Genomic DNA, 11,163 nt, shown 5'->3' with positions numbered 1-11,163 from the left:
AGTGAGTGAAAGGAACGGATATGAACCAGAAAATAGTAAATTTATTAGAAAACAAAGGTGAAAATTATATATTCCCCTTTTTTTGGCAGCATGGAGAAGAGGAAAAGACATTACGAGAGTACATGAAAGTGATTGATAATTGCCATATTGGTGCTGTATGTGTGGAGAGTCGTCCACACCCGGACTTTGTTGGAGCGGGCTGGTGGCGAGATATGGATATTATTCTGGATGAGGCCAGAAAGCGCGGAATGAAGGTGTGGATTTTGGACGATAGCCATTTCCCGACCGGATATGCCAATGGGGCGATGGAAAAGAAAGAGGCAGTACTATGTCGACAGAGTCTGGTATATCAGACAGTCGAGTGTCCAAAGAGTGGAGAAATCATGATACTTTCGCTGGTAGCGTATCAAGAAGTGCCACCTTGGCAGCCAAATATGATGGAACAACATCTGATGCAGGGAAAAAACATTCGTCAATTTAATGATGATGAATTGTTAAGTCTGACAGCGGTAAAGGTTAATGGAGACGGGAAAAACGATTTGATAGATATATTGCCACTGGTGACAGATGGAACATTGTCCTTTCGAGTACCGGAAGGACAATGGCGGATCTATATTTGCTATCTGACCAGAAACCGTGGACCACATAGAGATTACATTAATATGCTGGATAAAGCATCCTGCCGGATTTTAATTGATACGGTGTATGAACCTCATTATGAGCGTTATGCCAAAGACTTTGGAACGACAATTGCTGGTTTTTTTTCGGATGAACCAGAACTTGGAAATGGGCATCTTTACGAAACTGGAAAGAAAATTAGTGAGTTAGAGGATCAGGCGTGGAGCCGTGAAGTTCAGGAGGAATTGAAACAGCGGTGGAGGGGAGATTTCACAAAGTTACTGCCACTAATATGGGAAGAAGATTTTTGTGATATGTTAAAAGCTAAGGTTCGCTTCGATTATATGGATATCGTAACAAGGACAGTGGAAAGAGACTTTTCCATGCAATTGGGCAATTGGTGTCGCGATCATGGTGTGCAATATATTGGTCATATAATAGAGGATAATCACCAGCATACCCGCACAGGCAGCAGTCTGGGACATTTTTTTCGTGGTCTTTCTGGTCAGGATATGGCGGGGATTGATAATATTGGTGGGCAAGTGCTGCCGCAGGGCGAGCAAATTGGAAGGGCAGCGATGGGAGATGTCCGGGACGGGGAGTTTTATCATTATGTTCTCGGTAAACTAGGAGCATCTGCAGCAGCCATTGATCCCCTGAAAAAGGGTAGAAGCATGTGTGAGATATTTGGAAATTACGGCTGGGAAGAAGGTGTTCGTTTGGAGAAGTATCTGACTGATCATTTTTTGGTGCGTGGAATCAATCATTTTGTTCCTCATGCGTTCAGCCCAAAAGAGTTTCCTGATCCAGACTGCCCACCACATTTCTATGCTCAGGGTCATAATCCACAATATCGTCATTTTGGTGCATTGATGCAGTATATGAATCGTATGTGCTACCTCTTAAATGATGGACGTCATATTGCACCAGTGGCAATCCTGTATAATGCCGAAGCAGATTGGACTGGAAAAAATATGTTTTTACAAAAACCCGCAATGGAATTATATGATCACCAGATTGACTATGATATTATTCCGGCCGATGTTTTTGTAGAGACAACAAAGTATCAGACAAGGCTTTCAAAGGTTCTTGCCGTTGGTAAGCAAGAATATCAGGCGCTGATTATACCAAAAGGGCAGTTCATTACAAGTGAAACAGCAAAAGCACTAGCAACATTAAGAAAAAATGGATGCATTGTTTATTTTATTGATTCTTTACCGGAAAGCATTTGCAATTATGATGGAGATATAGCAGATATTAATGAATGTGAAGTGGTGTCATTAGATGAACTGGTTTGCCGTCTAATCGCGGCTAAAGTGCCGGAGATTTTAATTTCACCAGCCAACAACCGAGTGAGATATTACCATTATAAGCAGGAAAATGATATTTACTTCTTTACCAACGAAGGAACCAAAGCTTATATAGGTGACATAATCATACCAAAGAGTGAACCATTTTACAGTTATAATGCATGGGGGAACCGGGTGGAAACACTTGCTGGTAAGGATGTAAATGGGCAAACCCAGATCAATGTAAAAATAGAACCCAATCAAAGTTTGCTCGTTGTTTTTGATGAGGCAGAAGAGCGGAAATTACCCTTGGAAACACTCTCTGGAACCGTAGAAGAATGGAATGATGACTGGGTGAGAAGTGTTTGCACCAGCATCCAATATCCTGCTTTTGAACAACCAAAGAAAGTAACCTTGCCGGATAATCTGGCAGCGGAACTGCCGGATTTTTCAGGCTTCGTCCGATATCAAAAGATTTACGATAGGAAAGAAAGTGCACAGCAAACAATTTTGGAAATTACCGATGCATATGAAGGTGTGGAAGTATTTGTTAATAATCAAACTGCTGGTATTCAGATTGTGCCGCCATTTCAATATAACCTGACGGATTTGCTGATAAATGGAAAAAATCAAATTGTGATTGAAGTGGCAACCACCTTAGAACGGCAGATGGCAAAAATACCAGATCCGATTCGGATGTATATGGGATTAGGAGAAAAGAAGCCAATATGTCCATCGGGTATTAATGGAGAACTGCGATTGATTTACGCGGAAAAGAAATAAAAAAAGGAGATGTTAAAATACTCCTTTTTGATTTCCTGGTATCTGACAGTACCAGGAAAACCACAATAGGAACTGGCGAAATCAATGATTTTAAGTCGAATGACTTCAATCATGTGGAAGTGAACTATCTGGAGAATGGGAGCATAGAGATTTCTTTCAATAACCGTGCACAAGCGTTAATAGCAGTTACGGATACAAAGCAGACTTATGGATATTTTGGTCTGGTCACTATGGGAAAGAACCCAAAATCAGAAGTGAAAAATTTTTGCGTAACAGGTACGAAGAAGGATGATATCAAATCAGAAGCCATATTTTCAGATGACTTCTCAGGGGATTTGTCCCAGTGGAAGCAGCTTCAGAATGAGCCGGAGATTATAGATGGCTGGCTGAGGGTATCTGACGGGAAGACAATGTAGATAGCGGCAGCGGATGAAAAGTATTTTATAGAAGGCGATGCCGAGCATGAATTCGATATCCGCTCTTTTGCGAATGGAGCAGCGGGAATTCAGTTCAATTCAGCAGGAAGGCTGACTGCCGGCGCTTATGACAGCAGCTGCTATTATATAAACGTCAGGAAAAGCGTAATCCAGTACTGTAAGGATAATGTTTATAAAACTGTACCAATACCCGAGGGAGTTGATACCGGAAAAGAAGTACATGTGAAGGTCGCCTATTTTGCAGATAAGGGGCAGATCCAAGTATATCTGAACGTCAAGTCTGCGCTTACCTGGGATGCTGCAGATTATACCGGAGGATATTTCGGTTTTATAAGCATGGGGACAAAGGCGGAATTTGATAATGTGAGTGTAAAGGGAAAACTCAAAGACATGGGAGATATTGAGTTCGAAAAGATAGTAAAGCGTACATCCATTATTTATAAACCGCTTCGGGATGCATCACAGATTACATTTCCGAGCATCCCCGACAAATATGTAATTCAAATACTCTCAACCAGCCCGGAGGGGTATATAGGGAATGATGGGAATATTGTAAGACGTCCGTCCAGTGAAGACGGAGAAATTGATATTGATGTGACATTCAGCCTGATAGAGAAACAAAAGCCGGAGAACACACGGACAAGGACTCTTAGCGTGCCATTGTCTTCTGAATATACGGATCCGGTCGTGTCAGAAGAAGAGGCAAAGGCGGCAAGAGCTCATTTTGAAGGTGAAAAATACGGCTTGTTTGCACATTATGTGGCTGGATTACTAGGGACACAAATGGGACGACGGTTCATGACATTGACGTTTTGGCAGAGGGGTTTGATGCCGCGCAGTTTGCATCGGATGTTCATGATATGGGATTCGAATATGTGATCTTTACTGTAGCGCATTCCCAGCAGCGCAATTTGTATCGGAGCAAGACGATGAAACGTTGGAGAGATGACCGGAGAACGGCTAAAGGCGTTAAAACATATACGGATGATGTAGATGTAATAGAGGAGCTGTATCAGGCATTAAAACCATATGATATTGACCTGCATCTTTACCTTTGTGAATTGGACGGACTCTACTGGAGCGGCGAGGACAGGGAAAACACAGGATGGGACGACTGCGGACAGGAAGCGGACGGCGACCATGAACGGTATAACCAGTTCCAGCTGGAAATTGCGGATGAGATGGCGCAGCGCTATGCCGGAAAGATAAAAGGATTCTGGTTCGACGGTTATTTCATACATGGACCGGCAGGAACAACCGGACCGACTCATGGAGTCATTAACCAGGACGAGTACAGGGCGGCCCTGCTGGCCTACGATCCTGGGCTGGCGCTTGTCGGCAATATTGGGACAAACAGGCAGAAAACTCCGTACCCGGAGTGGACATCATTAGATTACCGGTGTCAGGAATTATATAATTTTGGCGACACATATTATAATCCGGAAGCAACGGAAGATGATGCGAGAACATGGACCTTATATGAACATCAGGCGGCCCAGGTTGTTACACAAGGAAAGAACTGGTGGGCAGTCAATAAGAATTATAATCTGCGTGTTACGAAAGAAAATCTGTTCCTTTATGTGGTCGGCGCTTCCTCACTGTCAAAATCGGGCGGTGTGGCGCTTTCTATGGGGGTATTTCCGGGAACTGCAGAAGAGCAGACCAACGGAAATATATGGGAAGGAAATACTCTGGAAGAGTTTACGGCCATGAACAAACAGTACATAGCCCCGGTTGCTGAATCTATTAAAAATACAAAAGCCGGACAGGCATATACGACAAAGAATAACTCCTGGCTGGCAAAGGAAGGCTGGGGTGTATCTACCGAGTCAGAAGACGGAAAATATGTATATCTCCATATTACAGCACCGCCGGCGGACTCAAAAAGTCTCAAGATACCAGATACAGAGGACCGGAGTGTGCTGGGTGGTAAGGCCGAACTTTTAAAATATGACGGAACAAAAACAAAGATTACATTCGAAAAAGCAGAAAGCGGTTATGAAATAATACTTCCGGAAGGGGAAGAATGGCATGAACTGGATACCATAATTAAAGTAGAACGCGTTAAGCCTGCAAATCCGGTTACTATCACATACGTACCCGGAATCAGTGACGACTGGTCCGTAGAGGGAAACTGGGCAAAACAGGATAAGATTAGGAATGTCATGTCCAGCCGCAATGACAGCCGTGAAACAAGAGAAGCCGGAGCTGTCATGTCCTACAGCTTTGAAGGAGATGTCGTAGAAGTATGGGGAAACAAGGCTTCCGATTATGGCAAAATGGAAATTATAATTGACGGAAAACAGGCGTCAGTGATTGACTGCAGAGACGAAAAGGTGCAGAGAGATGTTCTTCTCTATACAAGTGATGAGCTTGGGGAAGGCAGCCATAGCATTAGCCTTAAAAACACAGATGCAAAAACGATGGCAGTATATGGACTGACAATCCGCAAGTTTCCGGAACGGGAGCCGTCTAAGACGGAAAAGATTATTGACCAGATAAATCGGGCAGAGGATGGCGATATTGTAGAAATACCAATTACTGATCAGGAGCCGGGGATAGACAAAGAAGTATTCGCTGCTGCACAGGGTAAAAATGTGACGCTGCAGATAGTGCTTAGTAATGGCGTTATTTGGGAGGTTAACGGAACAAAAATCGAAACGCCGAAAGACCTGAATCTTGAGGTGATACTAAATACGGAAAACATACCAAAAGCTGTCTTGGATGAAGCTGAAAAAGGCAGTGTGCATATGCAGTTTACATTAGTATATGAAGGTGAATTTGGGTTTTCAGCAGATGTGATTATCCCGCTGGGCGCTGAAATGGCAGGTAAAGAAGTAGAGATATATTATTATAATCCAAAAACAGAAGCTCTGGAACATATCAGCACAGTAAAGGCGGATGAACAGGGAAATATAAGGGTTACATTGACACATGCTTCGGATTATGTAATGTTTCTGAAAGACGGCAGTCAAGAACCGGATAATCCGATCCCGGACAATCCGACTCCGGATAACCAGACCTCGGATAAGCCTGGCATAGACAAGCCAAGTCAGAATCATGCTGGTTCATCGGGCAATGGTGGTACAGGTGCAAATAATGAACAAAATACAGTTGTGAAAACAGGTGATGCTGCTCCAATTTCAGTGGCAGTAGTATTCCTGATTTTTTCCATGACGGCGATCGTATTTGTTCTTACTTTTAGAAGAAAGAAAATCTAATAAGGGATAGCTGCAAAGCAGATAACAAGGGAGCATCGCATTGGCTGGGATGGTCCCTTGTTATTGTCTATAGACCTGTCTGTGGGCAGTCAAGTCCCCTTTACAAAAAATATTTGTACGGAACAGTTTATCATCTTCATGCCGGTTGTAATGGAAGTGGCTGATTATCTATCATAGTCATAAATACTGAAGGTGGCAATGGCAGGTCTGTCAAAGTATCATCCAATAGATTTGAGGATAGTTTTTTGGGACGTATAGATTTGGCCCGGCATAGATACAAAAGCCCTTTTGACAATGCTGGTATATATCAGATTTTGTTTTTTAAAGGAATCACCAAGCCTTGAATGGAGTTCATCAAGTAAGGCAGTGGAAAAAGATGGATCGTAGTTGTTCAGGGATGGTTAAGACACAATGAATGTGTTCATAATGAATCAGTTTAAGGGACATGGATGTAGTACGGTCAATGAAATACATGTTGCCACAGGTAGTGCAGAAATGGCTGTAACAGCGGAAAGAGAAGAATTTTCACTTTTCTACTTAAAAAAAGAAAAAAATCATCCACTTACAGCTGTTAAGTTAAACAATTTAAGCATTAGATACAGCACTTTCCTGCTCTTTGAAGTCGACAAAAAACGACAATTAAATAGAGGTTTTTTTCTGATAAGAAACAAGGGGATATTTCTGAAGAGGAAAATATGCTCTTTTTTTATACCTATTTTTAATCAGATTTTAGCACAGTTACATCATAAACGTCCGCCTCCCTCCAATTTGAATTTCGAAAAAATTCAGATTGGAGGAGTGAATATGTATGGCAGTAAAGACAAGCCGTATGAATTAATTATCGAAAAATCAGAGAAAGAAATACACTATTACATTATTTATCTCACAGAAGGAAGACGATCAGCCAAAATAGAAATTTCTGAAGCAATTTACCAAGTGTATAAGAATTCAGACTTACGACAGAAAAGCCAGGAAAACATTTTTGACAGACATATAGAGCATCTGGATTTAACGGAGGTACAGCTTCAAAAGCGAGCGATTTATGAAGAAATGGATCTGGAAAATAAAGTAATGGACAAGCTCAGAAATGAATTATTATTTGAAGTAATTGCCAACTTACCAGATACACAACGGTCCCGTTTTATACTCTACTACGAAATGGATTATACATACGATCAAATTGCACAAAAGGAGGGATGCTCAAAGATGGCCGTGAAATACTCCATAGACGCGGCAAGAAAGAAAATCATAGAAAAAATAAAAAAGTTTGAAAGTTAGACTTTACTTTTGAGCTTTAAGTGAGGAATAGGATGAGAAGGCTTTTTTCTCCCCATTCCAGATTGCACTGCTGAATGGGCTGCACTTTGATAACCGAATACCCATTCATCAGATACATTCCTATTGCCGCTGTGATGAGCAGCAGCTACTTTCACGAATGCGCCATGACATGCAGGACACAGAGAACAGAATCAACCTATATGACAGCCTGTGCTTCTTGGCTGCATAAGCGGGAAACATTTCGTGATAGTTGTCGGATTGCGCCCGGCAAGGCGATGACAGGCAATAGGCATAATGATACTCCCGTCCAGTCACAGCCCGTGCGTTCAGAGCGTCCCAGGCAATGAGGGCGGCAGCCAGAGAACCTGGTTGGGGAGGCAAGGCATCCCGTGGAGCCGGTCAGCAGCCAGCCGTTTGATGATTTCCTATATGCCAGGGTGTCGGGGACAAAAGAGGCATGCTATGAATTCAAATTAGGAGGATCAACATGGCAGGGAGAATATACAGAGGTGATTTATACTATGTAGATTTAGAGCCAGTGGTAGGATCGGAGCAGGGCGGTTTACGCCCTGCTCTTATCATACAGAACAATATAGGAAACTTTTACAGTCCGACTGTTATAGTAGCAGCACTTTCCGGCAGGATTGACACGAAAGCTAAGATGCCCACACATCATCTCATTAAAGCAAATGGCAGATTAGAAGATGATTCACTGGTTCTTCTGGAGCAGATCCGTACAGTCGATAAGGGTAGGCTGCATGAATTTGCCGGTCACTTAAATGAGCGCGATATGTTAGATGTAGACAAATGCCTGGCTATAAGCATTGCTTTAGACAAGCTTTATTCTTCCAGATAGCAAAAACGAAATAACAGAAGTTTGAGGAAACAACAATGAATAAAAAGGAGATCCCAATTTGGGAAAAATCAAATCTTACATTAGAAGAGGCGGCAGCATATTTTGGAATCGGAGTAAACACTCTGAAAAATATGACTGCCTCAGAGGATTGCAAGTTTGTATTGTGGGTTGGTACAAAGCGCCTTATTAAGAGGAAGTTACTGGATGAATATCTTGCCGGCTGCTATTCCATTTAAACGTGGACAGAATTGAAATCGGGGTCTTGTTATGCTATGTTTTAAGAGTCATAGCAAGACTCTTCCTTAAGTAAGGAAAGGGGCGCTGAAAATGTCTGGGAAAAGAACAGATAATAAAGGGCGGATTTTACGGGGAGGTGAGACCCAAAGAAAAGATGGAAAATATGAGTATAAGTATAACGATTCATCAGGGGAAAGACGTTCTGTCTATAGTTGGAAATTAGTTCCTACAGATCGGATGCCGCCTTATAAAACACCTGATATTTCTCTTCGGGAAAAGGAAGAAGAGATCGAAAAGTATTTGAGGGAGCATACCAGTATCAGTGGAGCTCAGATAACGTTGGCGAATGCAGTTCGAAAATATTTGGAGATTCGAAAGTTTGCACCATCAACCTACGAAAATTATAGATATTATTTTAAAAAGGATATTGCTGATTCCCCATTGGGAAGGACGAAGGCAATTGATCTTGTGAAATCAGATATAAAAGCCTTTTACAACAAGTTAAGCAGGGAAGGCTATGAGGATGGGACAATTCAGATTGTCCATAAAATTATCCATCCTGCATTGGAAATGCTGGTAGATGACAACATTCTTGGAAGAAATCCGGCAGATGGCTGCTGCAAAGATTATTCAAGTTCAGAGCCGCGGGAAGCAATGACCCCGGAAGAACGAGATATCTTTTATAATGAAATCATTAAAATGTTTCGGGATGCTGAAAAATATTATCTGATATTTACTGTGATGCAGGGGCTTTCATGCAGGGTCAGTGAACTTGTGGGATTAACCTGGTCCGATGTGAATATGAAAAGGCGGGAGGTGGTCATTGATCATGGGCTGCTATATCGTAAGAAGAATGGAAAGACTCAGTTTTACATCACGAAGGGAACTGATAAAAACAAAAAGAGAATCATACCAATGACAGATGAGGTATACCGGGCATTTCAAAAGCTGCGGGAAAAATCATTGAAAAATCCTTCAAAACGTGAAGTGGATGGATATTCAAACTTTGTATTTGTAAACCAAAGAGGGGGGCCGATGTATCCAACAAACATCAATAAAGCATTATATAAAATAGTAGATAGGTACAAGGAAAAGACCGGCAAAGATTTTCCCACAATTTCAAATCATATTTTCCGGCATACAGGCTGCACTGTGATGGCCGAAGCAGAGGTTGATCCAAGCACAATGAAATATATCATGGGCCACAAAAATGTAAAAATGATCTTAAAGGTTTACGACTCAGTGAACCCGGAACGTATCCGCCAGCAGATGAAAAAACTAAATAAAAAACCAATGGAAGATGAAAAACAGAGGGCTGTAATCTGATTTCTGCAGATATAAATCCAAATTTTTAATAGCTTTTGTGGCAGAGCTTACAGCAACGTTTACGACAAATTTACGACATTTCGAAGATTACTTATAACGAGATACAAAGATTTACGTGAAATTTCTGGTAATATTGACCAAAAAAACTGCTTGCATAACCACATATAATGGGTTATAATAACCTATAGAATAGAATGAATTCTTCGGGGTCGGGTGCAATTCCCAACCGGCGGTATAGTCCGCGACCCACTGCCATATTGACAGCGGTTGAACTGGTGTAATTCCAGTACCGACAGTAAAGTCTGGATGAGAGAAGAAATTGATGCCGTAAAAGCGTAATCTTAACCCCGGAATTATCATCCGGGGTTTTTATTATGTCTGAGACACGATCTCCAAGAAGATTTTCTTTCTTTTCAATTCAAATCATTTGTATAATTAAAGGAGAGAAACGACTATGAACACAGAAAGTAATGTAGTACAAAAGTCACAATCTAAAATTGGAATCCGCACAATCGCACAGATCGGAATGTTATCCGCCATTGCAACGGTATTGATGCTGTTTGAAATCCCGCTTCCATTTGCGCCCGCATTTTATCAGATTGATTTCAGTGAGGTTCCGGTACTGGTAGGATGTTTTGTTATGGGGCCGCTGGCAGGAGCCGTGATTGAGCTTGTAAAGATCCTGCTGAACCTGGTGATTAACGGAACTATCACAGCTGGTGTCGGAGAAGCGGCAAACTTTTTGATCGGATGTGCGCTATGTGTACCGGCAGGAATCATTTATAAGAGAAAACGCTCCAGATCAGGCGCCCTCATCGGATTGGCTGTCGGAACTATTTTCATGACGGCTATCGGGTGCGTACTGAACGCCTTTATCCTTCTTCCGGCATATGCAACTGCATTCGGGATGCCGATTGATGCATTGGTAGAGATGGGATCTGCCATTAATGCAAGCATTACAGGACTTTCCACATTCGTCATGTTTGCTGTGGCGCCGTTCAACCTTTTAAAGGGTGTGCTGGTATCCCTGATCGTACTATTGATTTATAAAAAGATCAGCCCGATCTTTCGGATGCGGTAATAAGGAGTTCGGCAAGTAAAATATTTTTATATTAACA

9 protein-coding genes and 1 riboswitch are annotated in these 11,163 nt (G+C 42.0%); all 9 genes read left to right on the top strand.

What is annotated here, in order from left to right:
• Positions 1-20 precede the first annotated feature (20 nt).
• Positions 21-2,690: a glycosyl hydrolase gene (locus BN1938_RS08905; RefSeq protein ID WP_050640260.1), complete on the top strand. Its 2,670-nt coding sequence runs from the start codon at positions 21-23 to the stop codon at positions 2,688-2,690.
• Between the two features lie 113 nt (positions 2,691-2,803).
• Positions 2,804-3,106: a hypothetical protein gene (locus BN1938_RS08900; RefSeq protein ID WP_050640259.1), complete on the top strand. Its 303-nt coding sequence runs from the start codon at positions 2,804-2,806 to the stop codon at positions 3,104-3,106.
• A gap of 243 nt (positions 3,107-3,349) precedes the next feature.
• Positions 3,350-4,006 (top strand): hypothetical protein, encoded by a 657-nt coding sequence (locus tag BN1938_RS08895; protein ID WP_050640258.1) that lies wholly within the window; start codon positions 3,350-3,352, stop codon positions 4,004-4,006.
• Positions 3,988-6,348 (top strand): alpha-L-fucosidase, encoded by a 2,361-nt coding sequence (locus BN1938_RS08890; protein ID WP_050640257.1) that lies wholly within the window; start codon positions 3,988-3,990, stop codon positions 6,346-6,348. The genes BN1938_RS08895 and BN1938_RS08890 overlap by 19 nt, the downstream gene beginning before the upstream one ends.
• 426 nt (positions 6,349-6,774) lie before the next feature.
• On the top strand, positions 6,775-7,626 hold the full coding sequence (locus tag BN1938_RS08885; RefSeq protein WP_187376294.1) for an RNA polymerase sigma factor: 852 nt from the start codon (positions 6,775-6,777) through the stop codon (positions 7,624-7,626).
• Positions 7,627-8,113: 487 nt separating this feature from the next.
• Positions 8,114-8,482, top strand: coding sequence for a type II toxin-antitoxin system PemK/MazF family toxin (locus BN1938_RS08880; RefSeq protein ID WP_050640255.1), 369 nt, complete (start codon positions 8,114-8,116; stop codon positions 8,480-8,482).
• Positions 8,483-8,517: 35 nt separating this feature from the next.
• Positions 8,518-8,718 (top strand): excisionase, encoded by a 201-nt coding sequence (locus BN1938_RS08875; protein WP_009003757.1) that lies wholly within the window; start codon positions 8,518-8,520, stop codon positions 8,716-8,718.
• A 91-nt stretch (positions 8,719-8,809) separates the two neighbouring features.
• Entirely contained in the window at positions 8,810-10,045 is a 1,236-nt protein-coding gene (locus BN1938_RS08870; protein ID WP_050640254.1) for a site-specific integrase, read from the top strand.
• A 195-nt stretch (positions 10,046-10,240) separates the two neighbouring features.
• Positions 10,241-10,367, top strand: a riboswitch (FMN riboswitch).
• A 132-nt stretch (positions 10,368-10,499) separates the two neighbouring features.
• Positions 10,500-11,126 (top strand): ECF transporter S component, encoded by a 627-nt coding sequence (locus BN1938_RS08865; protein WP_050640253.1) that lies wholly within the window; start codon positions 10,500-10,502, stop codon positions 11,124-11,126.
• Positions 11,127-11,163 lie beyond the last annotated feature (37 nt).

The organism is Eubacterium sp. SB2, assembly GCF_001244405.1.
Lineage (GTDB): Bacteria > Bacillota > Clostridia > Lachnospirales > Lachnospiraceae > Faecalicatena > Faecalicatena contortus_B.
This window is presented reverse-complemented; position numbering and strand designations above follow the sequence as displayed.